This window comes from Mycobacterium sp. MAC_080597_8934 (assembly GCF_000523975.1).
GTDB lineage: Bacteria > Actinomycetota > Actinomycetes > Mycobacteriales > Mycobacteriaceae > Mycobacterium > Mycobacterium avium.
In genome coordinates this window covers 231,752-255,955 of sequence record NZ_JAOS01000023.1, presented here as the reverse complement: position 1 = coordinate 255,955, position 24,204 = coordinate 231,752, and the positions used below count along the sequence as shown (strand labels likewise).

General features: G+C 68.1%; 22 protein-coding genes and 1 pseudogene. 13 read left to right on the top strand and 10 right to left on the bottom strand.

The window, feature by feature from the left end; translation table 11 throughout:
• Window positions 1-2: 2 nt before the first annotated feature.
• A complete protein-coding gene (coaA, locus tag NF20_RS13805; RefSeq protein WP_003875370.1) occupies window positions 3-941 on the bottom strand; it encodes a type I pantothenate kinase in 939 nt (312 codons plus the stop codon).
• Window positions 942-1,068: 127 nt separating this feature from the next.
• On the opposite strand from coaA, the gene glyA reads away from it, so the two are divergent.
• From glyA to NF20_RS13780, 5 genes are all read left to right on the top strand, one after another.
• A complete protein-coding gene (glyA, locus tag NF20_RS13800) occupies window positions 1,069-2,349 on the top strand; it encodes a serine hydroxymethyltransferase (RefSeq protein WP_033710966.1) in 1,281 nt (426 codons plus the stop codon).
• Window positions 2,350-2,436: 87 nt separating this feature from the next.
• On the top strand, window positions 2,437-3,264 hold the full coding sequence (locus NF20_RS13795; RefSeq protein WP_019732256.1) for an acyl-ACP desaturase: 828 nt from the start codon (window positions 2,437-2,439) through the stop codon (window positions 3,262-3,264).
• 219 nt (window positions 3,265-3,483) lie between these two features.
• A complete protein-coding gene (locus NF20_RS13790) occupies window positions 3,484-4,785 on the top strand; it encodes a PhoH family protein (RefSeq protein ID WP_009975376.1) in 1,302 nt (433 codons plus the stop codon).
• A 127-nt stretch (window positions 4,786-4,912) separates the two neighbouring features.
• Window positions 4,913-5,788: a polysaccharide deacetylase family protein gene (locus NF20_RS13785; RefSeq protein ID WP_023865335.1), complete on the top strand. Its 876-nt coding sequence runs from the start codon at window positions 4,913-4,915 to the stop codon at window positions 5,786-5,788.
• 64 nt (window positions 5,789-5,852) lie between these two features.
• Window positions 5,853-7,286, top strand: coding sequence for an adenylate/guanylate cyclase domain-containing protein (locus NF20_RS13780; protein ID WP_011724009.1), 1,434 nt, complete (start codon window positions 5,853-5,855; stop codon window positions 7,284-7,286).
• Here NF20_RS13780 and NF20_RS13775 read toward each other — a convergent pair.
• From NF20_RS13775 to glpX, 3 genes are read right to left on the bottom strand one after another with little or no spacing between them, the layout of a single operon-like run.
• Window positions 7,283-8,332: a hypothetical protein gene (locus NF20_RS13775; RefSeq protein ID WP_033710964.1), complete on the bottom strand. Its 1,050-nt coding sequence runs from the start codon at window positions 8,330-8,332 to the stop codon at window positions 7,283-7,285. The two genes, NF20_RS13780 and NF20_RS13775, sit on opposite strands and share 4 nt — an antisense overlap.
• A 48-nt stretch (window positions 8,333-8,380) precedes the next feature.
• Window positions 8,381-9,793 carry a class II fumarate hydratase gene (locus tag NF20_RS13770; RefSeq protein ID WP_003875377.1) on the bottom strand — a complete coding sequence of 471 codons (1,413 nt, stop codon included), beginning with the start codon at window positions 9,791-9,793 and terminating at the stop codon, window positions 8,381-8,383.
• Window positions 9,794-9,823: 30 nt separating this feature from the next.
• A complete protein-coding gene (glpX, locus tag NF20_RS13765; protein WP_003875378.1) occupies window positions 9,824-10,903 on the bottom strand; it encodes a class II fructose-bisphosphatase in 1,080 nt (359 codons plus the stop codon).
• Between the two features lie 55 nt (window positions 10,904-10,958).
• Between glpX and NF20_RS13760 the strand changes: the two genes are divergently transcribed.
• From NF20_RS13760 to NF20_RS13750, 3 genes are all read left to right on the top strand, one after another.
• Window positions 10,959-11,645 (top strand): DUF4245 domain-containing protein, encoded by a 687-nt coding sequence (locus NF20_RS13760; RefSeq protein WP_031353915.1) that lies wholly within the window; start codon window positions 10,959-10,961, stop codon window positions 11,643-11,645.
• Window positions 11,646-11,658: 13 nt separating this feature from the next.
• On the top strand, window positions 11,659-12,462 hold the full coding sequence (locus tag NF20_RS13755) for a dienelactone hydrolase family protein (protein ID WP_033710963.1): 804 nt from the start codon (window positions 11,659-11,661) through the stop codon (window positions 12,460-12,462).
• An 81-nt stretch (window positions 12,463-12,543) separates the two neighbouring features.
• Window positions 12,544-14,088, top strand: coding sequence for a carboxylesterase/lipase family protein (locus tag NF20_RS13750; RefSeq protein WP_033710962.1), 1,545 nt, complete (start codon window positions 12,544-12,546; stop codon window positions 14,086-14,088).
• Here NF20_RS13750 and NF20_RS13745 read toward each other — a convergent pair.
• From NF20_RS13745 to NF20_RS13730, 4 genes are all read right to left on the bottom strand, one after another.
• Entirely contained in the window at window positions 14,085-15,185 is a 1,101-nt protein-coding gene (locus NF20_RS13745) for an NAD-dependent epimerase/dehydratase family protein (protein ID WP_033717310.1), read from the bottom strand. The two genes, NF20_RS13750 and NF20_RS13745, sit on opposite strands and share 4 nt — an antisense overlap.
• Window positions 15,186-15,246: 61 nt before the next feature.
• On the bottom strand, window positions 15,247-15,495 hold the full coding sequence (locus NF20_RS13740) for an exodeoxyribonuclease VII small subunit (RefSeq protein ID WP_003875383.1): 249 nt from the start codon (window positions 15,493-15,495) through the stop codon (window positions 15,247-15,249).
• On the bottom strand, window positions 15,485-16,732 hold the full coding sequence (xseA, locus tag NF20_RS13735; protein WP_009975385.1) for an exodeoxyribonuclease VII large subunit: 1,248 nt from the start codon (window positions 16,730-16,732) through the stop codon (window positions 15,485-15,487). The genes NF20_RS13740 and xseA overlap by 11 nt, the downstream gene beginning before the upstream one ends.
• On the bottom strand, window positions 16,729-17,325 hold the full coding sequence (locus tag NF20_RS13730) for a lipid droplet-associated protein (protein ID WP_011724015.1): 597 nt from the start codon (window positions 17,323-17,325) through the stop codon (window positions 16,729-16,731). The genes xseA and NF20_RS13730 overlap by 4 nt, the downstream gene beginning before the upstream one ends.
• Window positions 17,326-17,414: 89 nt before the next feature.
• Here NF20_RS13730 and NF20_RS13725 point away from each other — a divergent pair, with 89 nt between their 5' ends.
• The gene (locus NF20_RS13725) at window positions 17,415-18,413 is read left to right on the top strand and encodes a 4-hydroxy-3-methylbut-2-enyl diphosphate reductase (protein WP_009975388.1); all 999 of its coding nucleotides are present in this window, start codon (window positions 17,415-17,417) and stop codon (window positions 18,411-18,413) included.
• Window positions 18,414-18,429: 16 nt separating this feature from the next.
• Here the strand turns inward: NF20_RS13725 and NF20_RS13720 are convergent.
• A pseudogene (locus NF20_RS13720) lies at window positions 18,430-19,616 on the bottom strand (DUF6542 domain-containing protein).
• 130 nt (window positions 19,617-19,746) lie between these two features.
• Between NF20_RS13720 and ychF the strand changes: the two are divergent.
• Both ychF and NF20_RS13710 read left to right on the top strand, forming a co-directional pair.
• Window positions 19,747-20,820: a redox-regulated ATPase YchF gene (gene ychF / locus NF20_RS13715; protein WP_033710961.1), complete on the top strand. Its 1,074-nt coding sequence runs from the start codon at window positions 19,747-19,749 to the stop codon at window positions 20,818-20,820.
• Between the two features lie 199 nt (window positions 20,821-21,019).
• Window positions 21,020-21,964, top strand: coding sequence for an HNH endonuclease (locus NF20_RS13710; RefSeq protein WP_003875389.1), 945 nt, complete (start codon window positions 21,020-21,022; stop codon window positions 21,962-21,964).
• Window positions 21,965-22,143: 179 nt separating this feature from the next.
• On the opposite strand, the gene NF20_RS13705 is transcribed toward NF20_RS13710, so the two are convergent.
• Complete coding sequence (locus NF20_RS13705) at window positions 22,144-23,379, bottom strand: IS256-like element IS1311 family transposase (protein WP_033712867.1); 1,236 nt, start codon at window positions 23,377-23,379, stop codon at window positions 22,144-22,146.
• Between the two features lie 178 nt (window positions 23,380-23,557).
• On the opposite strand from NF20_RS13705, the gene NF20_RS26335 reads away from it, so the two are divergent.
• Together NF20_RS26335 and NF20_RS13700 are read left to right on the top strand one after the other, a co-directional pair.
• Window positions 23,558-23,764, top strand: a complete 207-nt coding sequence (locus tag NF20_RS26335; protein WP_011724021.1) for a type II toxin-antitoxin system VapB family antitoxin — start codon at window positions 23,558-23,560, stop codon at window positions 23,762-23,764.
• Complete coding sequence (locus NF20_RS13700) at window positions 23,751-24,122, top strand: type II toxin-antitoxin system VapC family toxin (RefSeq protein ID WP_003875391.1); 372 nt, start codon at window positions 23,751-23,753, stop codon at window positions 24,120-24,122. Before NF20_RS26335 ends, NF20_RS13700 begins: the two co-directional genes overlap by 14 nt.
• The last annotated feature ends 82 nt before the right edge of the window (window positions 24,123-24,204 follow it).

Below are 24,204 nucleotides of genomic sequence, written 5' to 3'. Positions count from 1 at the left end.
GCTCACAGCTTGCGCAGCCGCAGCCGGTTGATCGAGTGGTCGGCGTCCTTGCGCAGCACCAGGGTGGCCCGCGGCCGGGTGGGCAGAATGTTCTCCACCAGGTTGGGCCGGTTGATCGAGCGCCAGATCTCCCGGGCCGCGGCCACCGCCTTGGTGTCGTTGAGCGCCGCGTAGTGGTGGAAGTGCGACTCGGGATCGGCGAAGGCGGTGCTGCGCATCGCCAGGAACCGCGAGATGTACCACTGCTCGATGTCTTCGATCCGCGCGTCGACGTAGATGCCGAAGTCGAACAGGTCCGACACCATCAGGGTGGGCCCGGTCTGCAGGACGTTGAGGCCCTCCAGGATCAGGATGTCGGGATGGCGGACCACGTGCTTGGCCCCCGGGATGATGTCGTATTTCAGGTGCGAATACACCGGCGCGCAGGCGTAGTCCGAACCGGACTTGACCGACGTCACGAACCGCATCAGCGCCCGGCGGTTGTAGCTTTCCGGAAATCCCTTGCGGTGCATCAGGTTTCGCCGGTCCAGCTCGGCGTTCGGGTACAGGAACCCGTCGGTGGTCACCAGGTCCACCCGCGGGTGGTGGTCCCAGCGGGCCAGCAGCGCCTGCAGCACGCGCGCGGTGGTTGACTTGCCGACGGCCACGCTGCCGGCCACCCCGATGACGAACGGCACCGGCCGGTCCGGGTTTTGCTGAGGTTCGCCGAGGAACTCGGCGGTGGCGGCGAACAACCGCTGCCGGGCGGCCACCTGAAGGTGGATGAGCCGGGCCAGCGGCAGGTAGACCTCTTCCACTTCCAGCAGGTCGATTTGTTCGCCCAGACCGCGCAGGCCGACCAGTTCCTCCTCGGTGAGGGCCAGCGGCGTGGACATACGCAGCGCACGCCATTGCTTTCGGTCGAACTCCACATACGGGCTCGGCTCGCTAAGCCGCGGCATAGTGCAAGTGTGGCAGGGGCTCGCCCGCGCCCGACGGCAGGGCTGGCGAAAAGCCGGCCCTGGATAGACTGGCGCCGTGACTGCTGCACCTGACGCTCGCCCCACCGCATCCGACACGGCGTCGCTGATGTCGGCGCCGCTCGCCGACATCGACCCCGACATCGCCGGGTTGCTGGGTCAGGAGCTGGGCCGCCAGCGCGACACGCTGGAGATGATCGCCTCGGAGAACTTCGTCCCGCGCGCGGTGCTGCAGGCCCAGGGCAGCGTGCTGACCAACAAGTACGCCGAGGGGCTGCCCGGCCGCCGCTACTACGGCGGCTGCGAGTACGTCGACGTGGTGGAGAACATCGCCCGGGATCGGGCCAAGGCCCTCTTCGGCGCCGACTTCGCCAACGTGCAGCCGCATTCGGGTGCCCAGGCCAACGCGGCCGTGCTGCACGCGCTGATGACGCCGGGGGAGCGGCTGCTGGGTCTGGACCTGGCCAACGGCGGGCACCTGACGCACGGCATGAAGCTGAACTTCTCCGGCAAGCTCTACGACGTCGGCTTCTACGGCGTCGACCCGACCACGCACCTGATCGACATGGACGCGGTGCGGGCCAAGGCCCTCGAGTTCCGTCCCAAGGTCATCATCGCCGGCTGGTCGGCCTACCCGCGGGTGCTGGACTTCGCGGCGTTCGTGTCGATCGCCGACGAGGTCGGCGCCAAGCTGTGGGTCGACATGGCACACTTCGCGGGCCTGGTCGCCGCCGGGCTGCACCCGTCCCCGGTTCCGCACGCCGACGTGGTGTCCACCACCGTGCACAAGACGCTCGGCGGCCCGCGCTCCGGCCTGATCCTGGGCAAGCAGGAGTACGCCAAGTCGATCAACTCCGCGGTGTTCCCCGGCCAGCAGGGCGGCCCGCTCATGCACGTCATCGCCGCCAAGGCCGTCGCGCTCAAGATCGCCGGCACGGAAGAGTTCGCCGACCGGCAGCGGCGCACCCTGTCCGGGGCGCGCATCCTCGCCGAGCGGCTGTCGGGCGCCGACGTGGCGGCTGCCGGCGTGTCGGTGGTCAGCGGCGGCACCGACGTCCACCTGGTGCTGGTCGACCTGCGCAACTCGGAGCTCGACGGCCAGGCCGCCGAGGACCTGCTGCACGAGATCGGCATCACCGTCAACCGCAACGCCGTGCCCAACGATCCCCGGCCGCCGATGGTCACCTCCGGGTTGCGGGTGGGCACGCCGGCCCTGGCCACCCGGGGCTTCGGGGACGCCGAGTTCAGTGAGGTCGCCGACGTCATCGCCACCGCGCTGGCGGGTGGCCGCGGGGCCGATCTGGCGGCGCTGCGGGACCGGGTCACCCGGCTGGCCAGGGATTTCCCGCTCTACGAGGGCCTCGAAGACTGGTCGCTGGTCGGCCGGTAGCCGGCCGCTGGGGACCAAAGTCACCACTTTGCCCGCGGCGGCGCGGACGATTTCACGAACCTGTGTACGCAAGTTACAGTTATCTCCATGGCCGAAAGACCTGTCGCTAACGCGCTGACCCTGGAACTCGAGCCGGTTGTCGAAGCCAACATGGATCGACACCTGTCCACCGAGGAACTCTGGTTCGCCCACGACTACGTGCCGTACGACCGGGGCGAGAACTTCGCCTTCCTCGGCGGACGCGACTGGGATCCGTCGTCGGCCACGCTGCCGAGGCCGCTGACGGACGCCTGCGAGATCATGCTGCTGCTCAAGGACAACCTGGCCGCACACCACCGCGAGCTCGTCGAGCACTTCATCCTCGAGGACTATTGGGGCCGCTGGCTGGGCCGGTGGACCGCCGAGGAGCACCTGCACGCCATTGCGCTGCGGAATTACCTGGTGGTGACCCGCGAGGTCGACCCCACCGCCAACGAAGAGGCCCGCGTGCAGTACGTGATGAAGGGCTACCGCGCCGACACCTACAGCCAGGTGGAGACCCTGGTCTACATGGCCTTCACCGAACGCAGCCACGCCGTGTTCTGCGAGAACCTGTCCGCAAAGCTCGAGGAGCCGATCCTGTCCGGGCTGGTCGACCGGATCTCCCGGGACGAGCGGCGCCACGAGCTGTTCTTCTCCAACCTCGTCGCGCACTGCCTGGAATACACCCGCGACGAGACGATCGCCGCGATCGCCGCCCGCGCGGCCGAGCTGCAGGTGCCCGGCGCCGACATCGACGCCTACCAGGACAAGCTGCGCAACATCGCCGAGGCCGGCGTCTTCACCGAGAATGACCTGCGCCAGGTGATCTCCGACCGCATCCGCGCATGGGGTGTGGCCGACGAGCCCGCCCTCAAGCCGTTCGTCATCGGCTGACCCTTCTTCGCGCGCCGGCGCGCACCCGTCGGCGCGCCTGCGCTGCTGCGCAGCGGCCACGAGAGTAGCGTCGTTCTCGATGGCCAGCGTCATGCTCTGCTGCCAGGGCGGCACCTCCCGTCACCACAACGGAAGGACCGGCCCCGGTCCTGGTGCTGCGGTTCCCGTCGACATGCCTGCGCGGGTCCGCGCGGGCTCATCCCGCTCGAGGAGCGCTACGTGACCGATATCCGAACCTACGTGATCGACACCTCCGTGCTGCTGTCCGACCCGTGGGCGTGCAGCCGGTTCGCCGAACACGAGGTGGTGGTCCCGCTGGTGGTGATCAGCGAACTGGAGGCCAAACGCCACCATCACGAGCTGGGATGGTTCGCCCGCCAGGCGCTGCGTCTGTTCGACGATCTGCGGCTGCTGCACGGACGGCTGGATCAGCCGATTCCGGTTGGGACGCAAGGCGGTTCGCTGCACGTCGAGCTCAACCACACCGACCCGGCGGTGCTGCCCGCGGGTTTCCGCAGCGACAGCAACGACTCCCGGATCCTGAGCTGCGCCGCCAATCTGGCCGCCGAGGGCAAGCGAGTCACCTTGGTGAGCAAGGACATTCCGCTTCGGGTCAAGGCCGCCGCGGTGGGACTGGCCGCCGACGAGTACCACGCCCAGGACGTGGTGGCCTCCGGCTGGTCGGGGATGCACGAGCTCGAGACCGCGACCGAGGACATCGACGCGCTGTTCACCGAGGGCGAGATCGACCTGGCGGAGGCGCGAGACCTGCCGTGCCACACCGGAATTCGGTTGCTCGGCGGAAGCTCGCACGCGCTGGGCCGGGTCAACCCGGACAAACGTGTGCAGCTGGTCCGCGGCGATCGGGAGGCGTTCGGGCTGCGCGGGCGTTCGGCCGAACAGCGGGTGGCGCTGGACCTGCTGCTCGACGAGTCGGTGGGCATCGTGTCGCTGGGCGGCAAGGCCGGCACCGGCAAGTCGGCGCTCGCGCTGTGCGCGGGCCTGGAGGCGGTGCTGGAACGGCGCACCCAGCGCAAGGTGGTGGTCTTCCGTCCGCTCTACGCCGTGGGTGGTCAGGAGCTGGGCTACCTGCCCGGCAGCGAGAGCGAGAAGATGGGCCCGTGGGCGCAGGCCGTCTTCGACACCCTCGAGGGTCTGGCCAGCCCGGCGGTGCTCGACGAAGTGCTGTCCCGCGGCATGCTCGAGGTGCTGCCGCTGACCCACATCCGCGGCCGCTCGCTGCACGACTCGTTCGTCATCGTCGACGAGGCGCAGTCGTTGGAGCGCAACGTGTTGCTGACGGTGCTGTCCCGGCTGGGCACCGGCTCGCGGGTGGTGCTCACCCACGACATCGCCCAGCGCGACAACCTGCGGGTGGGCCGCCACGACGGGGTCGCGGCGGTGATCGAAAAGCTCAAGGGTCACCCGCTGTTCGCCCACATCACCTTGTTGCGCAGCGAGCGGTCGCCGATCGCCGCGCTGGTCACCGAGATGCTCGAGGAGATCGCCGGGCCGCACTGACGGCGCCTGGTTTCGCGGGGCTCGCTCGTAACGCTACGGCGATTCCGGGGCCCGGTTTGCGCCCTGCCGTTACGAGCGGCGGCCTCGCCGCCCCGGGGTGTACGGCCGCTTTCGATAAACTTCCACGGTGGCGAAACGACCCGACACCCTGGCCTGGCGCTACTGGCGCACGGTCGTCGGGGTGCTGGCGGCCGTCGCGGTGCTGGTGATCGGCGGGCTGACCGGCCACGTCACCCGCGCCGACGACCTGAGCTGCTCGGTCGTCAAGTGCGTGGCGCTGACGTTCGACGACGGGCCCGGCCCTTTCGACGAGCGGCTGCTGCAGATCCTCAAGGACAACGACGCCAAGGCCACCTTCTTTTTGATCGGCAACAAGGTGGCCGCGAACCCGGCCGGTGCCAAGCGCATCGCCGATGCGGGAATGGAGATCGGCAACCACACCTGGGAACACCCCAACATGACCACCATCCCCACCGAGGACATCGCCGCCCAATTCACCAAGGCCAATGACGCGATCACCGCCGCCACCGGCCGCACCCCGAACCTGTACCGCCCCGCCGGCGGGCTGTCCAACCCGGTGGTGCGTCAGACCGCCGGCCAGTTGGGGCTGGCCGAAATCCTTTGGGATGTCATCCCTTTCGATTGGGCCAATGACTCCAACACCGCCGCGACGCGGTACATGCTGATGACCTACATCAAACCGGGCTCGGTGGTGTTGTTCCACAACACCTACTCGAGCACCGTCGATCTGGTGTACCAGTTCATCCCGGTGCTCAAGGCCAACGGCTACCGGCTGGTGACGGTCAGCGAACTGCTGGGGCCGCGAGCGCCCGGCAGCAGTTACGGCAGCCGGGAGAACGGCCCACCGGTCAACGGGCTGCGCGACATCCCCGCCTCCGACATCCCCAAGCTGCCCGACACGCCCTCGCCGAAGCCGATGCCCAACTTCCCGATCACCGACATCCCCGGGCAGAACTCCGGCGGGCCGAACAACGGTGCCTAGCACGCGGGCAGCTACAGAGGAGCGAAAGTCCGCTCGGCGGTGGCTGTTTCGCTACGGGCTGGACATGAGCCTGTCGTATGTGCTGGCCGTCGGCGAAGCCGCGGCCATCCTGATCCCGTTGCGCGGCCACACATCCGTCGGAGTCAACGCCGACTTCGCGCGGCAGAACACCGGGCCGGTGCTGGCGCTCATCGCGCTGGGCATCGTCGGCGTCGCGGTGGCCGGCGCGCTGAGCCTGGCTCCCACGCTGCGCTGGTATGTCGCGGGCGAGGAACCCACGCCGCAGCAGCGCGACGCGGTGATGAAGCTGGCCGGCCGCCAGTCGGCGATCCTGGTGACCGCCTGGGCGGTGAGCGGTGGGATCTTCCTGCTGCTGAATCTGGCTGGGGGAGCACGACTTCTGCTGCCCATCGCGCTCGGCGCGTTGCTGGGCGGCTCGGCCGCCGCCGGCACCGGGATGCTGCTCGCCCAGCGCACGCTGCGGCCCATCATGCGGGCGGCCACGCTGGGCGCCGAGCCGCGGCTGGCGGTGCCCAGCGTGTACGCGCGGCTGGTCCTGCTGTGGTTCCTGTGCAGCGCGTTCCCCATCGCCGTCATCGCGGCCTTGGTGGTGCTGCGCTCGTACGGCTGGTTGGTCGAGAAGTCCGCGTCGCTGGATGTGCCCATCCTGGTGGTGTCGCTGGCGGCGCTGGTGCTCGGGCTGCCGACGATGATCTTGACGTCGCGCTCCATCTCCGATCCGATCGGCGAGGTCGTCGATGCGATGGCCGAGATTGAGCACGGCCGGATGGAGACCTACGTCGGCGCCTACGAGCGCTCCCAAATCGGCAGGCTGCAAACGGGTTTCAACCGGATGGTGGCCGGGCTCGCCGAGCGTGACCGGCTGCGCGACCTGTTCGGCCGGCACGTCGGCGCGGACGTCGCGCAGCGCGCCATCGAAGAGGGGGCGTCGCTGTCCGGGGACGTGGTGGAAGCGGCGGTGCTGTTCATCGATCTGGTCGGCTCCACCCAGCTCGCGGAAAGCCGCCCCCCGCAAGAGGTCGCGGAGGTGCTCAACGACTTCTTCCGGATTGTCGTCAACGCCGTCGACGAACACCACGGTCTGGTCAACAAATTCGCCGGCGACGCCGCGCTGGCCGTCTTCGGGGTGCCGTTGCCGACCAATGAGCCGGCGTCTGCGGCGCTGGCGACGGCCCGCACGCTCGGTACCCAATTACGGCAGTTGCCAGTCGATTTCGGGATCGGTGTGTCCGCGGGCCGGGTCTTCGCCGGCAACGTCGGCGCCGAGAACCGGTACGAATACACCGTGATCGGTGACGCCGTGAACGAGGCGGCGCGGCTGGCCGACCTGGCCAAGACCGCCGACCGCAGAATCCTGTGTTCGGCGGCGGCGATCGAGGCGGCCGGCGAGGCCGAACGCGGGCACTGGGCCGAATGCTATTCCACCGTGCTGCGCGGGCGGTCCGAGACCACCCACGTCTCGGCGCCCACCGGTTAGGACTTCGCGACCTTCAGCGCGGCGATGATCTTGCCGATCAGTCCGGCCGAGGCGCTGTCACCGATCGGTGTGCTGCCGATGAACACGCTGACGGGTTTGGTGTCGACCGCGATGATGGTGACCGAATCGCCCTTGACGTTGCGGGTGGGGTCGGCGATGGTGACGTCGGCGTCGGCCCGGACCGCCTTGGTGCCGTCGACGGTGATCGGTGACGTCTTGATCGGGCCCAGGGTGGGCATCGCGTTCGCATAGCCGGGCCCGTTGGCCAGGCACTGCATCAGTTTGGTGGCCTGCGCGGTGAGGTCCATGCTGGGGACGAAGTTGGTGACGCCGACCTCGGCGGTCATCATCCACTGGTTGGCCCCCGGCACATCCTGGGCCACGCCCAGCGCACCGATCAGGTTCGGGCCCTGGTCGTCGGAGAACACCGTCCACTCCGACGGCGCCGCGTTGGCCGGGAACGAAAGCTTGCCCGCGGCGATGGAGTCGGACCGGGGCATGTCGCCGCCGGACACGTTCGGGGTGCAATCGGTGGCGTTCTGCGCCGAGTTCTTCGGCTGCGACACCGAGGTGCTGGTGGACGAGGGCGTGGCGCCGGACGGCTTGCTGCCGTGCCCGCCCTTCATCACCACCAGGGTGGCCACCAGCGCGATCACCGCCAGCACGACCAGCCCGGCGACGATCAGCCAGGGCAACTTGGAGCCGGGGCCGCCGGGCGGCGGTCCCGGCGAGTAGGGCCCGCCGGGACCGAACGGCTGTCCGGGACCGGGATACGGCGCACCCGGGTACGGGCCGCCCGGGTAGGGGCCACCCGGGTACGGGTAGCCGCCGCCCGGCGGCGGGTAGGGATACGGACCGCCGGCCGGATACTGCCCGGGCTGCGGATAGGGGACGCCCTGTGGCTGACCGCCCTGTGGCTGGCCGCCTGGTTGCTGACCGCCCTGTGGCTGGCCGCCTGGTGGCTGGCCGCCCCAATTCGGCTCCTGCCCATACGGATTGCTTCCGTAGGACCCCGGGCCGTAGGGACCGCCGGGAGGAGCCGTCATCGAAAAACCATCCTTACTGTCATCAACCGCCGTCACCGAACGGTCGGCTCAGTCCTGCGGCTTGACCTTGGCCATGGCCAGCACGTCGAGCCGGCGGTCGAGCTCCTCGAGCGACAGCTTGTCGCCGATCAGCCCGCGGTCGATGACGGTCTGCCGAATCGTCTTGCGCTCCTTGAGCGCCTGCTTGGCCACCGCCGCCGCCTCCTCGTAGCCGATCGCCGAGTTCAGCGGCGTCACGATCGACGGTGAGGATTCGGCGAGCTCGCGCAGGTGCTCCACGTTGGCGCTCAGCCCGCTGATGCAGCGCTCGGCGAACAGCCTCGACACGTTGGTCAGCAGCTTGAACGACTCCAGGATGTTACGGGCCATCATCGGGATGTACACGTTGAGCTCGAAGGCGCCCGACAAGCCGCCGACGGCCACCGCCGCGTCGTTGCCGATCACCTGCGCGGCGACCTGCGTAACCGCTTCGGGGATAACCGGATTCACCTTGCCCGGCATGATCGAGCTGCCCGGCTGCAGATCGGGAAGGGCGATCTCGGCCAGGCCGGTCAGCGGCCCCGAGCCCATCCAGCGGATGTCGTTGGCGATCTTGGTCAGCGACACCGCGATGGTGCGCAGCGCGCCGGAGGCCTCGACCAGCCCGTCGCGCGCCGCCTGGGCCTCGAACGAGTTTGTCGCCGTGCGCAATTCGCTCAGCCCGGTGGAGGCGATCAGCGTCTCGACCACCTTGGCGCCGAAGCCGTCGGGAGCGTTGAGGCCGGTGCCCACCGCGGTCCCGCCGATCGCCAGCTCACCCAGCCGGGGCAGCGTGGCCCGCACCCGTTCGATGCCGGCCTCGATCTGGCGGGCGTAGCCGCTGAACTCCTGGCCGAGCGTCACCGGCACGGCGTCCATCAGGTGGGTGCGGCCCGACTTGACCACGGTGTGCCACTCGCGGGCCTTGCTCGCCAGGGCGTCGTGCAGCACCTGCAGCGCCGGAATCAGATGGCGCACTGCGGCTTCCGTGGCCGCGATGTGGGTTGCGGTGGGGAAGGTGTCGTTCGACGACTGCGACATGTTGACGTCGTCGTTGGGATGCACGGTCACCCCGTTGGCGGCCGCGATGGACGCGATCACCTCGTTGGTGTTCATGTTCGAGCTGGTGCCCGAGCCGGTCTGGAAGACGTCGATGGGAAACTGGTCGTCGTGGCGACCGTCGGCGATCTCGGCGGCCGCGGCGATGATCGCGTCGGCCTTCTCCGGCGCCAGCAGCCCGAGGTCCTTGTTAACCTGCGCGCAGGCACCCTTCAGCAGGCCCAGGGCGCGGATCTGGGTGCGTTCCAGGCCCCGGCCCGAGATCGGGAAGTTCTCGACCGCGCGCTGGGTTTGCGCGCGCCACAACGCTTTTGCGGGTACCCGGACCTCGCCCATGGTGTCGCGCTCGATGCGGTAGTCGGTGTCGCCGTCGTCAGTGGCCATAGTGTGGCTTCCTCGTTCTCGGGTCGGTTCTCAGGGCAGGGGATAGGCGGCAGAGCTGTCGCCGGTGAAGTCGATGGCGGAGTACTCGTTGAGCTTCGACAGCCGATGGTAGGCCTCGATCATCCGGACGGTGCCCGACTTCGATCGCATGACGATCGACTGGGTGGTGCAGCCGCCGGGGTAGTACTGCACACCCTTGAGCAGGTCACCGTTGGTGACCCCGGTGGCGCAGAAGAAGACGTTCTCACCGGAGACCAGGTCCTCGGTGGTCAGGATCTGGTCCAGGTCGTAGCCGGCGTCGATGGCCTTCTGGCGTTCCTCGTCGTCGCGGGGGGCCAGCTGCGCCTGGATGGCGCCGCCCATGCAGCGGATGGCGGCGGCGGCGATGATGCCCTCCGGGGTGCCGCCGATGCCGGCCAGCATGTCGGTGCCGGAGTGCGGGCGGCAGGCCGAGATCGCGCCGGCCACGTCGCCGTCGGTGATCAGCCGGATCCGGGCCCCGGTCTCGCGGACCTCGTCGATGAGCTTCGCGTGCCGCGGCCGGTCCAGGATGCACACGGTCATGTCGCGCACCGACAGGGCCTTGACCTTGGCGACGGCCTTGATGTTCTCGGCGATCGGCGCGGTGATGTCGAGCACGTGCGCGGCCTCGGGCCCGACGGCGATCTTGTTCATGTAGAACACCGCCGACGGGTCGAACATGGCGCCGCGGTCGGCCACCGCCAGCACCGAGATCGCGTTGGGCATGCCCTTGCTCATCAGCGTGGTGCCGTCGATCGGGTCGACGGCGAAGTCGCATTCCGGGCCGTCGCCGTTGCCGACCTCCTCGCCGTTGTAGAGCATCGGCGCGTGGTCCTTCTCGCCCTCGCCGATGACCACCACACCGCGCATCGACACCGTGTTGACCAGCTCACGCATCGCGTCGACGGCCGCCCCGTCACCGCCCTCTTTGTCGCCGCGGCCGACCCAGCGTCCGGCGGCCATGGCGCCGGCCTCGGTGACGCGGACCAGTTCCAACGCCAGGTTGCGGTCTGGTGCCTCGCCGCGCGGCCGGCCCTGCGCCGGGGCCCGGCCGGTGGCGGCGGACGAGCGGTCGCCCTCAACTGTCATGGTTGCTGATTGTCCCAGAAGCGGATCGGTCCGCGAGAACTGGGATACTTGGAGGATGACCGAGCAGCCGTCGCTGAATGCCAGCTCGCCGGGCGAGTCTGCCGCGGCGGCCGGGCCCGTTCCCAGGCCGGAGAAACCGCGGCTGCTGCAGGACGGCCGCGACATGTTCTGGTCCCTGATACCGCTGGTGATCGGGTGTGTCGTGCTGGCCGGGCTGCTGGGCATGTGTTCGTTGCAGCTGCACGGCAGGCCGGGGCCCATCCCGTCCTACGACGCCGCGGCGGCCCTGCGGGCGGACGCCGCGACGCTGGGCTTCCCCGTCCGCCAACCGGCGCTGCCGGCCGGCTGGCAGGCCAACTCCGGCCACCGCGGCGGCATCCAGAACGGCCGGACCGACCCGTCGACCGGTCAACGGCTTAATGCCCCCACCTCGGTGGTCGGCTACATCAGCCCGACCGGGATGTATCTGAGCCTGACGCAGAGCAACGCCGACGAGGACAAGCTGATCAACTCGATTCATCCGTCGGCCTACCCGACCGGAACGGTCGACGTCGCCGGAACCAGCTGGGTCATCTATCAGGGTTCCGGTCAAAGCGGCGCGGACGCCGAGCCGGTGTGGACGACCCGGCTGACCGGCGCGGGCGGCGCCACCCAGATCGCGATCACCGGCGCCGGAAGCGCCGAGCAGTTCCGTACGTTGGCCTCGGCGACCCAGTCGCAACCGCCGTTGCCCGTGCGCTGACGAAAGGCCGAGCATGACTGCACCAGAGGCTGATCTGTCCGGCTGGTCGGTGGCACCGTTCAGCGGTGGCGGCTACACCCACGACGTCTACCGCAAGGGCGTGGGCCCGGGCGTGGTGCTGATCCCGGAGCTGCCGGGGATTCATCCCGGGGTGTTGGCCCTGGGTAATCATTTGGTGGACAACGGTTTCACGGTCGCGATGCCGTCGCTGTTCGGTGAGCCGGGCAAGCCGGTTTCGCCGGGCTACCTCGTCGCGGGCATGACGAGGGCCTGCGTGGCAAGGGAATTCGCCGCGTTCGCCACCAACAAGCAGCGGCCGGTGTTGTTGTTCCTGCGGGCGTTGGCCCGTGACCTCAACGCGTCGACGCCGGGTGACGGGGTAGGGGTGATCGGCCAATGCTTCACCGGCGGTTTCGCGTTGGCCGCCGCGGTCGACGAGAGCGTGCTGGCACCGGTGCTGTCGCAGCCGTCGGTGCCCTTCCCGCTGGGCGCGACGCGGCGCCGCGACCCCGGCGTGAGCGAGGCCGAGCTGGCCGCCGTGGCCGACCGGTGCGCCAATGAGGGCTTGTGCGCCATGGGTTTACGGTTCAGCGAGGACTGGACGTCGCCGCGTGAGCGGTTCACCGCACTCAAACAGCGGCTCGGCGACGCCTTCGAGGTGATCGAGATCGACTCGCGCCCGGGCAACGAACACGGATTCGGCAAGACGGCGCACTCGGTGCTCACCCTGGAAGTCCGCGAAGTCGACGGCCACCCCGCCTACGAGGCCCGCAAGCGGGTGGTCGAATTCCTCACCCAGCGGCTGGGCGCGCGCTAGGCGAACCGCCTCGGGCCGCGCGGCTCACCGACCATAATGAGGCGACGCCGTTTTCAGTTTCTTCCAGGAGGTTTTGTGCGCATGGCGGTCGATGACCTCGTGGTGGAAACCGGTTACGGCCCGGTCCGGGGCGTCGCAGCCGACGGTGTCAAGGCGTGGAAAGGCATTCGCTACGCGGCGCCGCCCATCGGCGACCTGCGCTTCCGCGCGCCCCAGCCGCCCGAGCGGTGGACCGAGGTGGCCGACGCCACCGTCTTCGGCCCCGCCTGTCCGCAGCCGGTGTTCCCGAACATGCCGCTGGATTTGGGTGCGCCCCAAGGCGAAGACTGCTTGCGGCTCAACGTCTGGGCATCCGCCGACACCCAACCCGGGGACGCCAAGCCGGTGATGGTGTGGCTGCACGGCGGCGCCTACGTGCTGGGGTCGAGCAGCCAGACGCTCTACGACGGCCGCCGGCTGGTCAGCCACGGCGACGTCGTGGTGGTGACGGTCAACTACCGGCTCGGCGCGCTCGGCTTTCTCGACCTGTCGTCGCTGAACAGCGCGGGGCGCAGCTTCGACTCCAACGTCGGGCTGCGCGACGTGCTGGCGGCGCTGGAGTGGGTGCGCGACAACATCACCGCATTCGGCGGCGACCCGCGGCGGGTCACCCTGTTCGGCGAGTCGGCAGGGGCGGGGATCGTCACCACGCTGTTGGCCAGCCCCGCGGCCGCGGGCCTGTTCGCCGCTGCCATCGCGCAGAGTTCGCCGGCCACCTCGGTGTACGACCGTGACCGCGCCGCCCGTGTCGCCGAAGCCTTCCTGGGCAAGCTGGGCATCACCGCATCGGAGTCACGACGGCTGATCGACATGCCGATGGCGGCGATCCTGGCCGCCTCCCAACAGGTGTTCGACGAAGTGCCGGTGCGCAATCCGGGGACGCTGGCGTTCGTCCCGATCGTCGACGGCGACGTGCTGGCCGACTATCCGGTGAAGGTGGCACAACAGGGCGGCTCGCACCCGGTGCCGCTGATCATCGGTACCAACCAGCACGAGGCGGCGCTGTTCCGGCTGATGCGCTCGGCGCTGATGCCGATCACCCCGCACGCCATCACCTCGATGTTCAACCAGATCGCCGCCGAACAACCCGACTTGCAGCTGCCCACCGAAAAGCAGATCGGCTCCGCCTATTCCCGATTCCGCCGCAGGGCAAGGTATTTGAGCATCGCCACCGACGTGGGCTTCCGGATGCCGTCGGTGTGGCTCGCCGAGGGGCACGCCCGGGTGGCGCCGGTGTATCTGTACCGGTTCGACTACTCCACCCCGCTGCTGAGGCTGCTGATGGTCAAGGCCGCGCACGCCACCGAATTGCCTTATGTCTGGGGCACTCTCGGTGCGCCCAAGGATCCCACCCTCAAGCTCGGCGGCAGCAAGACCGCCAAGGCGGTGTCCAAGCGGGTGCGGACCCGATGGACCAACTTCGCCGCGCACGCGAAACCGGCGGGCCCCGCCGGCAGCCCGGAGTGGGCGCCGTATCAGGAGCAGGACCGCGCCTGCCTGATCATCGGCAAGAACGACGTGCTGGCCCACGACGTGGACGCCAAGGCCCGTGCCGCCTGGGGCAGTGAGATGGTCAGCTTCCGCTAGGCGGATGCCTTGCCCGCCAAGGCTTGTCGCTTCATCTGTTCGAACATGTCGACGTAGTACGGCAGGCATTCCGACATCGCCTGCTCGGTGGTGAACAGCGGCTGATAGCCGAGGTCGCGCGAGGCCTTGGCGATGGAGAAGAAGTTGTCCAGATACAGCCGCTCGACCGCGAGCGGCTCGAGCAGCGGCGCCGGGATCCCGAACCTGAAATGCAGCCGCTGCCAACCCGTCATCGCCGCGCGCACGATGGGGCCGTTGACCCGGACCCGGGGCCAGTTCACGCCGCAGGCCTCGACCACCGGCCGGGCGAACTCGAACATGTTGATCGGCTCGGCGTCGTTGATGAAGTACGCCTGACCGGGCGCGGTGCCGCCGGGCGTCAGGTGCTGGGCCGCCAGGATGAAACCGTGAATCAGGTTGTGCACGTAAGAGTTGTCCAATCGGGCGGATTTGCGGCCGATCAGCACCTTGACGTGGCCGGCGATCACGCTTTCGAACAGCTTGCGGAACATGGTTTGGTCGCCCCGGCCCCAGATGCCACTGGGCCGGATCGCACACGTCAGCATGCCGTCAACGCCGTTCTGGCCCAAGACGAATCGCTCGGCGAGCACCTTGGTCTCGGTGTAGAGGTCGTTGAACCGGTCGGTGTAGGGCAAGGTCTCGTCGCCGCCGACGATGTTCTGGCCGCCCATGACGACGCTGTTCGACGAGGTGTAGACGAAGCGCTGCACGCCGGCCGCCTGCCCGGCACGGACCAGATTCTCGGTGCCGCCGACGTTCACCGCGAAGCTGCGCTGCCGGTACTCCTCGGTGACCGAGGCGCCGCCCATCAGGTCGATGATCGCCGCGGTGTGAAAGATCGTGTCGATGCCCTCGACCGCGGCGGCGCACACACCGGCGTCGGTGATGTCGCCCTGCAGCACCTCCAGGTGTGGGTGCGCCGGCAGCGGCGAGGGGGCGCGGTCGAAGGAGCGAACCTGATATCCGCGCTCGAGCAGGGTGGTCACCAGGTTGGCGCCGACGAACCCGGAGCCCCCGGTGACCAGAACGCGACCCAGTTCGGCCGTCAGCGATGGATCACCCATGGGGCCGATCATAACTGAAACGTGTTCCAGTTTCGAAAAAGTGTGGCAACGAAGCTCTCCAATAGGGTCGAATTCAGTCGTCGTCAGCCTCGCCCGCGGCGAGGGCGTCTTCGATTCTCTTGCGCGCTCCAGCTAAGTGCTCTTCACAGCGTTTAGCCAGCTGTTCGCCTCTTTCCCACAAGTTCAGCGACGCGTCCAGGTCCAGGCCGCCCTGTTCCAGTTGCCGCACGACCTCGATCAGTTCGTCCCGGCACGCCTCATAGCCCAGTCGACTAATAGGTGTAGCCGCGGCGGCCTGCTCGTCCTTCTTGTTATTCGCCATCGGTCGGTCCCTCGCTCAGCGCCGCCACGGCGCCGTCGGCGACCCGGACCCGCAGCCGGGTGCCCGCCGGCGCGTCGCCGACCGTACGCAGCACGTGGGGGCCGCCGGCGCCGACGGTCTGCACCACGGCGTAACCGCGGGCCAGGGTGGCCGCCGGGCCCAATGTCGCCAGCCGGGCGCGCAGGTGGCCGATCCGCTCGGTTTCGGCGGCGGTCAACCGGGTGACGTCGCGCCGAATCGCCGACCGGGCGCGGTGCACCTCCTCGGCGCGTGCGGTCAACGCGCGCAGCGGCTCGGCCAGCACCGGGCGGCTGCGGATCTGGGCCAGCGCGCGTTGCTCGCGAGATACCCAGTTGCGCAACGCCTGTGCGCTGCGCCGCCGCAGGTCGTCGATCAGCCGCTGTTCGGCCGCGGTGTCGGGCACCACCTTCTTCGCGGCGTCGGTGGGGGTGGCCGCGCGCACGTCGGCGACCAGATCGCACAGCGGGTTGTCGGGTTCGTGACCGACCGCGCTGATCACCGGGGTGCGGCAGGCGGCGATGGCGCGGCACAGCGTCTCGTCGGAGAACGGCAACAGGTCCTCCACGCTGCCGCCGCCGCGGGCGAGCACGATGACGTCGACCTCGGGGTCCCGGTCGAGTTCGCGCAGGGCCTCCACGATCTGCGCGACCGCGTTGGGTCCCTGCACCGCGGTGTTGCGCACGGCGAAACGCACCGCGGGCCAGCGCCCCGCCGCGACGGTTTTCACGTCCCGCTCGGCGGCGCTCGCCCGGCCGGTGATCAGCCCGATCATGTTGGGCAGGAAGGGAATTGGCCGCTTGAGGCGAGGGTCGAAAAGCCCTTCGGCGTCCAGCAGTCGGCGTAGCCGCTCGATGCGGGCCAGCAGTTCGCCCACCCCGACGGCGCGGATCTCGGACAGCCGCAGCGAAAACGTGCCCCGGCCGGTGTAGAACGAGGGCTTGCCGCACACCACCACCTGGGTGCCTTCGGCCAGTTTCACCGGGGCGTTGAGCACCAGGTCGCGCGGGCAGGTCACGGTCAGCGACATGTCGGCGGCCGGGTCACGCAGCACCATGAACACGGTTTTGGAGTCCGGCCGCAGCGACACCTGGGCCAGCTGACCCTCCACCCATACCGTGCCCAGCCTGTCGATCCAGCTCGCGACCCGAATTGCCACCGCGCGCACCGGAAATGGGTTCTCGGCGGAGTTCGGTTCGGAGGTAGCGGCCCGGGTCACTTCGCGTTCGCGCGGGTGATCCTGTTGGCCAGCAGCGTCTGAAACGGCGCCCGGCCCTTGGTGGCCTGCTCGTAGGCCAGCAGCGCCTCGAGTTCGTCCACGCTCAGCGATTGCAGCCGGGCCCGCAGCTGGGCCAGCGTCAGCGCCGAGTAGTCCAGTTCGGTGACCACCGCCGGTGTCGGGACCGACGCCTCGGCCGCCGGCTTCGCGGACGGGCGGGCCGACCTGGTCAGGGCGCTGGCGTCGTCGTGCGCGTCGGCCACCGAGTAGAGCGCGAATCGGCCCTCGGCCCGGCGCTCGCCCTCACTGCCGTCGGCCGGGTTGGCGTAGCCGTCGGCCGCGTCGTCGATGTCCTCGTCGAAGGTCGCCCATTCCGGCTTCTCGTCCTTGGGCGGAAAGATGGATTCGAGGGTGCTGTCCCCCTTGATCACCAGCTCTGCGAGGTTCTGCTGAAAGCGCATCACGATGTGGGCGGCCTGGCTGGCCAGCGTCATCGGATACATCAGGATGGTTTTCGGCAGCCGCATGGTCTCCTCAACGGCGACTGTCGCCGCGCCGACCAGCAGCCGAACTCCATACGGTGCAGTAGCCATGGGTCCAAGATTGCCTCAAGCGGCGGCTAACTCCAAGCCCGCCGGCGCGAGCTGGCAAGCCCGTGTCGGCAGAACGTACCCTGGATGCCATGCCGCCGACCGTCGACATGGGGATTCCCGGCGCATCCAGCTCCGTAGCCGTCAACCCGTCCCGCAAGCGCGTGCTCCTGGCCGAGCCGCGCGGATACTGCGCGGGCGTGGACCGGGCCGTGGAAACCGTGGAGCGCGCACTGGAGAAGCACGGCCCGCCGGTGTACGTGCGCCACGAGATCGTGCACAACCGGCACGTGGTCAGCACCTTGGAGAAGGCCGGCGCGGTGTTCGTCGAGGAGACCGACGAGGTTCCCGAAGGGGCGATCGTGGTGTTCTCCGCGCACGGCGTGGCGCCGACGGTGCACGCCGCGGCCGCCGAACGCAACCTGCACACCATCGACGCCACCTGCCCGCTGGTGACCAAGGTGCACAACGAGGCGCGCCGGTTCGCCCGCAACGACTACGACATCCTGCTGATCGGCCACGAGGGCCACGAGGAGGTGGTCGGCACCGCCGGGGAGGCGCCCGACCATGTGCAGCTGGTCGACGGGGTGGCCGCGGTGGACAACGTGACGGTCCGCGACGAGGACAAGGTGGTGTGGCTGTCGCAGACCACGCTGTCGGTCGACGAGACCATGGAGATCGTCGAGCGGCTCCGGCAGCGGTTCCCCAAGCTGCAGGACCCGCCGAGTGACGACATCTGCTACGCGACCCAGAACCGCCAGGTGGCGGTCAAGGCGATGGCGCCGGAATGCGACCTGGTGATCGTTGTCGGCTCGCGCAACTCGTCGAACTCGGTGCGGCTGGTGGAAGTGGCGCTGGGCGGCGGGGCCGGTGCGGCCCACCTGGTGGACTGGGCCGACGACATCGACCCCGCGTGGCTGGAAGGCGTCACCACGGTGGGCGTCACCTCGGGCGCGTCCGTCCCCGAGGTCTTGGTGCAAGGCGTGCTCGAGCGGCTGGCCGAGTGCGGCTTCGACGTGGTGCAACCGGTGACGACGGCGCAGGAGACCCTGGTGTTCGCGTTGCCGCGGGAGATCCGCTCAGCGCGCTGATCGCCTCAGGCTGACGTCAGGCGTCGTACTCCCAGGACTCCGCCGGCGGCCGACCCTGCGTCCGGCCCGGCGTCCGCGAACGGGTGCGGCGCTCGGTGTGCGGTTCTCGCGGCTGGCCCGGCGCGGCGGCGCCGCGGTAGCGGACCTGCGAGATGGGGTGATGCGTCCCGTTGGCGCCGGTCGACGCGGGGCGGCGGCGCCGGGGCTCATACGGCGGCTCGGGGGTGTCGTAGCGGCCCAGGTTCTCCGGCCCGCTCGGCGGGTCGTAGCCGTCGAAACGGCTGCTGCGCGGCACGGGCCGTTCGTAGGGACTGCGCCGGGCCGCGGCTCGCGACGCGGCTCGCGCGGTGGTTGGCCGCGCAGCTCGGGTCGGCGTCGGGCCGGGCGGCGGCGCGTGCGCCGCGGCGGTTCGGCGGCGTCGTAGTTGCGGCCGGCGGTGTCGTAGTTGCGGGCCGCCGCGCTGCGCCGGCGGCGCGCCGCGGCCGTTCGGGCGTTCGGCCGGTTCGGCGGCGTCGTCCAGCGGCGGCGCGCATGCCGCGAGCGGGTACGGGAACTGCTTGCCGACGAGCGAGTGCTGCGCGCGGTGCGCCGCGTTCTCGACGACGAGCCCGACCGGCGGGTGCGGCGCCGCTGTGCGCTCTCCTCGGTGGTATCGCCGTCGGAGTCGGGGTGCAGCGCCGCCCGCACCTTGGCCACCAGGCCGCCGACGAGGGACTGGATGTCGACACTGGGGCCGGCGGCGGCGTCGTCGGAGCCGGCCGCCGTCGTCGACCGTTGACCGTGCCCGAAATACCAGCGGACCAAGCCGATCGCCAGCACGGCGCCGGCGGTACCCAGCATCAGCGGGAACCGCTCGATCAGCGGATAGCCGCAGTTGATCAGCAGGTCTTTGAGCCGGCCCACCTTGGCGTCGTGGAACAACCAGTAGGCCCCGGGCACCGCGCAGAACAGGATCAGCGGCGGCTGGATGATCGTGGTGAAGATGCCGTCCTGGCGCACCGCCAGCACCGCCGCCACGCAACCGGCTATATAGAAGCCCGCGAAGACGTGGGTCAGCTCCTTGTGACCAGCGTCGATTCCATAGCCGATGGCGGTCGCGGTGACGGCGACAAGCACGGCCGCGTACCAGGGGAGGCCTGGGATGTTTGGGTGGATCGAACGGTGGGCGCTCGCCACCGTCGAACTTGCCCGCTGTGCTGACACATGTAGACCGTACCGGGAATGGACCGAAAGGCTCGTAAATACCTCGTAGCGATCGCGGGCGTGCCACGGCGTGGCGCAGGAATGGTCGCCCGGATGGTCGCCGGCGCCGGGCCCCTAGACTTGATTCCCTGTGAGCCTGAGCCTGGGAATAGTGGGCCTGCCCAATGTCGGCAAGTCGACCTTGTTCAACGCGTTGACCCGGAACAACGTGGTCGCGGCCAACTATCCGTTCGCGACGATCGAGCCCAACGAGGGCGTGGTGCCGCTGCCCGACCCGCGGCTGGACAAGCTGGCCGAGATGTTCAAGTCCGAGCGCATCGTGGCGGCGCCGGTCACCTTCGTCGACATCGCCGGCCTGGTCAAGGGCGCCTCCGAGGGGGCGGGGCTGGGCAACAAGTTCCTGGCCCACATTCGCGAATGCGACGCCATCTGCCAGGTGGTGCGGGTGTTCGCCGACGACGACGTCACCCACGTCGCCGGGCAGGTGGACCCCAGGTCCGACATCGAGGTCGTCGAGACCGAGCTGATCCTGGCCGACCTGCAGACGCTGGAGCGCGCGGCGGGCCGGCTGGAGAAGGAGGCCCGCACCTCCAAGGAGCGCCGGCCGGCCTACGAGGCGGCGCTGGCCGCGCAGGAGACGCTGAACGGGGGCAAGACGCTGTTCAGCGCGGGCACCGACACCTCCCTGCTGCGCGAGCTGAACCTGTTGACCACCAAGCCTTTTCTCTATGTCTTCAACGCCGACGAGTCGGTGCTGACCGATCCCGCGCGCATCGCCGAGCTGCGCGAGCTGGTCGCTCCGGCCGACGCGGTGTTCCTGGACGCGGCCATCGAATCCGAGCTGATCGAACTCGACGACGAGTCGGCGGCGGAGTTGCTGGAGTCGATCGGGCAGACCGAGCGTGGCCTGGATGCGTTGGCGCGGGCCGGTTTTCACACGCTGAGGTTGCAGACGTTCCTGACCGCGGGGCCCAAAGAGGCGCGGGCGTGGGTGATTCACCAGGGCGATACCGCGCCGAAGGCCGCCGGGGTGATTCACAGCGACTTCGAGAAGGGTTTCATCAAAGCTGAAATCGTCTCCTACGACGACCTGATCGCCGCGGGGTCGATGGCGGCGGCCAAGGCTGCCGGCAAGGTCCGGATGGAGGGCAAGGACTACGTCATGGCCGACGGCGACGTGGTCGAGTTCCGGTTCAACGTGTAGCTCGGCGCCGCCGCCGAGTGTGGGGGATATGCAGGCAGCTGGTGCGATTTTCGTACGTTAGACCCACGCTCGACGATGCGATTGAGCAGCCGCTCGGTTGCGACGTGGTATCTCGCCAAAAGGCCGAAACCACTCGTAATGCTTTGCTACAGTCCGGTTCGCTAAACGGAAGACTCTGCAAAGGGATGCTTGACTCGGCATGGAAGCTTTCGTAACGATCGTCTTAATTGGGCTTGCGGCCATCGTCCTGTACAGGGTCATTCTGTACATCCTCAAGGAGCGGTACTTCGCCAGCGAGGAATTCCTGGCCCACAAGAAAAAGATCGCATCGGTGGTCGCCGAGCACAACGAGGTCGCCGATTACGTCTCGGAGATCCGCAGCGGTGGGTCGTTCAGGCTTGGCGCGTCATCTGCCGGCGCCCAAGCACATCTGGCGTCTTTTCAGAACACCAGCCATTGGAATTACCGCCGGGACCGGAACGTAGCGAATTACGAAGCGCCGGACGTACACAACTGTTCCCTACAGGTTGTCCGCAATGCCAAGGCCGATCCCCTCAAGTACGTGATGAAGTACTTTGGAATTAAAGCTGACGAGGCCCATCTCGCCGAGGTGGAAAACTTGGGCGATAGCATCACGCGACTGGAAGATGCGGTCAACAACCTTGCGCAGCGCGAGGCGAGCATCACCAAGTCTTTCAATCCGCCTGCGTTCATCTTGAAGCACTACTTCGGTGAGTTTATGAAACACGTCGGTGTTGAGTTGTCCCCGATCAGGGTTCCGTATCCTGTGTACGTCTTTGAGTACGTCAGTGCCGGCGGAAATAGTTCGCAGCGCACAACCGTCACGTTGGACACCCCAGCAATCGACGCGCTCATCGAGACACTGTCGCAGAAGATTCGCTGGAGAAAGAGTGCTGCCGGCCAGCGGGCGCTAATGACCTCGAGGCTGCGCAACTCCATAAAGGTGCGTGATCATTACACCTGCCGGTACTGCTCGGTGTCGCTCGCGGCTGAACCTCACCTACTTCTCGAGGTGGACCACATCGTGCCCATCTCCAAGGGCGGCATGTCTACTCCCGACAATCTTCAGACTCTGTGCTGGCGCTGCAACCGCACGAAGTCCAACAAGGTCGCGACCGCCTGACGGCTTGCTGCATACGTTCCCGGAGGCGGTGTGAAGGGACATCCGAAGCATCGTTTGGTTCCGGTTCAACATCGATCTCGATGCCTGTTCAACAGTCGTCGCGCGTCGCTATGCCGGTTGTGCCCCGTGAAGTGGTGTAAAGCCGATCGGCGTTTCGCCTGAGGCTCTGCGAGTTTCCACTATGCCGTGATGGCGGCGGGGACGGCAACGGATTGGTCGGCTGAATCGGAGCGGGGATGTAATAGGGCCAGGGTGGTCTCGGAGAGATAGCGCTTTTCGGCGACTTGCCATTCGTCGTGGGCTTCGACGAGAACGGAGCCGGCCAGCCGTAGCAGCGCGGCGGGGTTGGGGAAGACGCCGACGACGTCGGTGCGGCGTTTGATCTCCTTGTTGAGTCGTTCGAGGGGGTTGGTGCTCCAGATCTTTTTCCAGTGCAGGACAGGGAAATCGGCGAATGCGGTGATGTCGTCGGCGGCCTCGCGCAGCATCGTTTCGACCTTGGGCAGTTGGCGGCCGAGCATGCCGGCGATGGTGTCGAGTTGCTCTCGCACATGTTCGGCGTCGGGTTGGGCGAAGATGGTGCGGATCGCTGCGGCGACCATCTCGGCTGATCCCTTGGGCACCTGGGCGAGCACGTTGCGCAGGAAGTGCACCCGGCATCGTTGCCAAGATGCGCCGATGAGGATGGCCTCGATGGCGCTGCGCAACCCGGTGTGGGCATCAGAGATCACCAGCTGCACCCCGGACAGGCCGCGGGTTTTCAGTGAGCGCAGAAACGCCGTCCAAAACGCGCCGTCCTCGGAGTCACCGACGTCGAAGCCGAGCACTTCACGGCGTCCGTCAACCGCGACACCGGTGGCGATGACGACCGCTTGGGAGACCACCCGATGGTTGACCCGAGCCTTGCAGTAAGTGGCGTCGAGGAACACATACGGGAAGTGCTGCTCGGATAGAGGCCGGTCCCGAAAGGCGCCTACCTCGGTGTCCAGATCGGCGCAAATCCGGGAGACCTCGCTTTTGGAGATGCCGGCGTCCGCGCCGAGGGCTTTAACCAAATCGTCGACTTTGCGGGTGGAGGTGCCGTGCAAATAGGCCTCCATCACCACCGCGAACAAGCACTGATCGACCCGGCGGCGCCGCTCCAGCAGCGCCGGGAAGAACGAGCCCGACCGAAGCTTGGGAATCCGCAACTCCAAATCGCCAGCGATCGTCGACAGTGTGCGCGGCCGAGACCCATTGCGCTGGTTGGTTCGTGATGCGCTCCGTTCATGCGGACCGGCGCCGATCACCGCCGTCAGCTCCGCATCGATGAGTGCCTGATAAATCGTCTCGGCGGCCTGCTTGATCCGATCAGCGGCATCGGCATTGCGTAATGCGTCCAGCACCTCCAGCAAGGCAGACTGATCCAGGGCCATCGCGATGTTCCTCTCGGTAGTGATCCTTGGTCGTTTCACCACAGAGACTCACGCGATGGCCCTCTACATCAGCACCGACACGCCGCCACTATTTACACCACGCCCCGGGACGTTCCCCGCTATGCCGCTTAAGTGTGGCATCATTGGATGCATCAATGATGCTCATGGAGGTGTCTAAATGAGGACGACGGTGACGATTGACGACGCCTTATTGGCAGAGGCGGCCGAACTGACCGGGGTGACAGAGAGCGTGGCGCTCCTCCGTCAGGGACTGCAGACACTCGTTCGGGTAGAGAGCGCCCGTCGGCTGGCGGCGCTCGGCGGCACGGATCGGAAGGCATCGGTCGGCCCTCGCCGGAGGACACCCGCCGATGATTCTCGTTGACACGTCGGTATGGATCGATCATCTGCACGTCGCCGACAAGCGACTCATAGAGTTCCTGACCAACGACGCAATCGGTTGCCACCAAATGGTGATCGAGGAGTTGGCATTGGGTGCGATCAGGCGGCGCGCCGATCTATTGCGCCTGCTGTCCAATCTTCGGGCGTTCCCGTTGCTGACGCATGCGGAGGTCCTTCATCTCGTCGAATGCCACCGCTTGTGGGGCCGCGGACTGAGTGCGATCGACGTCCATCTTCTTGGGTCGGTTGCTCTGGTCGACGGTGCACGGCTATGGACCAGGGACAAGAATTTAAAAGCGGCGGGCTGGGACGTGGGTATCGCGATCGTCGACGAGCTCTGACGTTGCGTCGACGCCCTCGCCGGTAGGCGTCCGACGCACTTCAGAACACCGTTGTTGGAACGCTGGATAAGTGCGACGCCAC

What these genes read in the sequence shown, in the direction of transcription:
- glpX (WP_003875378.1), bottom strand. Translation starts at nt 10,903, where the DNA reads ATGACAGTTGAGGGCGACCGCTCGTCCGCCGCCACCGGCCGGGCCCCG.
- NF20_RS13755 (WP_033710963.1), top strand. Translation starts at nt 11,659, where the DNA reads ATGACTGCACCAGAGGCTGATCTGTCCGGCTGGTCGGTGGCACCGTTC.
- NF20_RS13730 (WP_011724015.1), bottom strand. Translation starts at nt 17,325, where the DNA reads ATGGCTACTGCACCGTATGGAGTTCGGCTGCTGGTCGGCGCGGCGACA.
- coaA (WP_003875370.1), bottom strand. Translation starts at nt 941, where the DNA reads ATGCCGCGGCTTAGCGAGCCGAGCCCGTATGTGGAGTTCGACCGAAAG.
- NF20_RS13745 (WP_033717310.1), bottom strand. Translation starts at nt 15,185, where the DNA reads ATGATCGGCCCCATGGGTGATCCATCGCTGACGGCCGAACTGGGTCGC.
- NF20_RS13775 (WP_033710964.1), bottom strand. Translation starts at nt 8,332, where the DNA reads ATGACGGCTCCTCCCGGCGGTCCCTACGGCCCGGGGTCCTACGGAAGC.
- glyA (WP_033710966.1), top strand. Translation starts at nt 1,069, where the DNA reads ATGTCGGCGCCGCTCGCCGACATCGACCCCGACATCGCCGGGTTGCTG.
- NF20_RS13700 (WP_003875391.1), top strand. Translation starts at nt 23,751, where the DNA reads ATGATTCTCGTTGACACGTCGGTATGGATCGATCATCTGCACGTCGCC.
- NF20_RS13705 (WP_033712867.1), bottom strand. Translation starts at nt 23,379, where the DNA reads ATGGCCCTGGATCAGTCTGCCTTGCTGGAGGTGCTGGACGCATTACGC.
- NF20_RS13795 (WP_019732256.1), top strand. Translation starts at nt 2,437, where the DNA reads ATGGCCGAAAGACCTGTCGCTAACGCGCTGACCCTGGAACTCGAGCCG.
- NF20_RS13770 (WP_003875377.1), bottom strand. Translation starts at nt 9,793, where the DNA reads ATGGCCACTGACGACGGCGACACCGACTACCGCATCGAGCGCGACACC.
- NF20_RS13750 (WP_033710962.1), top strand. Translation starts at nt 12,544, where the DNA reads ATGGCGGTCGATGACCTCGTGGTGGAAACCGGTTACGGCCCGGTCCGG.
- NF20_RS13725 (WP_009975388.1), top strand. Translation starts at nt 17,415, where the DNA reads ATGCCGCCGACCGTCGACATGGGGATTCCCGGCGCATCCAGCTCCGTA.
- NF20_RS13740 (WP_003875383.1), bottom strand. Translation starts at nt 15,495, where the DNA reads ATGGCGAATAACAAGAAGGACGAGCAGGCCGCCGCGGCTACACCTATT.
- NF20_RS13710 (WP_003875389.1), top strand. Translation starts at nt 21,020, where the DNA reads ATGGAAGCTTTCGTAACGATCGTCTTAATTGGGCTTGCGGCCATCGTC.
- NF20_RS26335 (WP_011724021.1), top strand. Translation starts at nt 23,558, where the DNA reads ATGAGGACGACGGTGACGATTGACGACGCCTTATTGGCAGAGGCGGCC.
- NF20_RS13760 (WP_031353915.1), top strand. Translation starts at nt 10,959, where the DNA reads ATGACCGAGCAGCCGTCGCTGAATGCCAGCTCGCCGGGCGAGTCTGCC.
- NF20_RS13780 (WP_011724009.1), top strand. Translation starts at nt 5,853, where the DNA reads ATGAGCCTGTCGTATGTGCTGGCCGTCGGCGAAGCCGCGGCCATCCTG.